This is a genomic window from uncultured Lacinutrix sp. (genome assembly GCF_947500325.1).
Classification (GTDB): Bacteria; Bacteroidota; Bacteroidia; order Flavobacteriales; family Flavobacteriaceae; genus Lacinutrix.
Map to the genome: position 1 here is coordinate 1 of NZ_CANMRQ010000054.1, position 1,382 is coordinate 1,382.

The window sequence follows — 1,382 nt, forward strand, 5'->3', positions numbered from 1 at the left end:
ACTGCTATTACTTGTAATAATCTTGAAGATGTTACAGTAACAGCAACAACTTCTGGAGGAACACCAACGAATTTACAATACACTATAGAAGATGTCGTTGGCGCTGTAATTGGAGGTGTTTATAGTCAAACTAATACTACTGGTATATTTACTGGATTAGATATAGGCAACTATATAATCACTGTTGAAAACCTAGATACAGGATGTAGCTTAGAAACTGTACATTTTGTAAACGACCCTAATACTTTTGATCTTACTATAGACTCAGTTGTAGATGTGACTTGTTTTAATGATACAGATGGTAGTGTAAATGTTACTTTTATAGATCAAGTTATTTCAGGAACAAATCCAGATCAATCTGGTCCTTTTAACTATACTGTAACTGATAATTTAGGTGCTCCTGTTACTGCAGGTACAGCTGCAAATGCTGGCCCAATTACTATTACAGGTTTAGCTGGTGGGACATATACAATAGATGCGACGTTAGTTAATAACCCTTTCTGTACTGTAAGTAAGAGTTTTACAATTACACAACCTACAGCTGCCTTATCAGTTGTAGCATCAGAAACATCTAATGTAACATGTGATAATAACTTAGGTTCTATTACAGCCGTTGCTACTGGAGGTTGGAGTAATACATATGAATATGAATTAGTACTAGGAACTACAGTTATTGAACCATATTCTGATAATAGCTTCTTCCCTGGATTATCTGCAGGAACATATACTGTAAATGTTAGAGATTCTGAAGGTTGTATAGCTTCAGATACTGTTACTCTTGATGTACCAACACCAATAAGTGCTACATTTATTCCAAGTGCAACTTTATTATCTTGTTTTGGAGATCAAAATGCAACCATAACTGTAAATAATGTTACAGGTGGACAAGGTAGCAACTATACTTATACTCTTAACTCTAGTTCTCCTTCTACAACAGAATCTGGTCCACAGCAATCTAATGTTTTTACAGACTTAGCTGCTGGTACATATAGCGTAACTATTAATGATGGATTTAATTGTGAACTTACTTCTGCCGATATTGTTATAAATGAGCCAACTCCTACTGTAGCAAGTTTAGTTGCAGCAACAACACCAACGTGTTTAACGCAAGCAACACTTACTTTAAGTGCTTCTGGAGGTACTGGACCATATGCTTATAGTAGTACTCCAAATTTTGCAACTGTATTAGGTAATTTTAATACTGATATAACTTTTAATGTTGCAGCTGGAACTTATGAATATTATGTAAGAGATGCCAATGGTTGTATTGCTAATGTATCTAATGAAATTACTATTGTTCCTATCCCTAATCTAGAGATTAATTTAGTCTCTGTAAACCCTACTATTAATTGTGCTGGTGATAATACTGGTGCTATTACTGC

At 34.6% G+C, this 1,382-nt stretch carries 1 pseudogene; it reads left to right on the forward strand.

From position 1 onward, the window contains the following. Positions 1-1,382, forward strand: a pseudogene (locus Q0997_RS20110) (chromophore lyase); the annotation flags it as partial.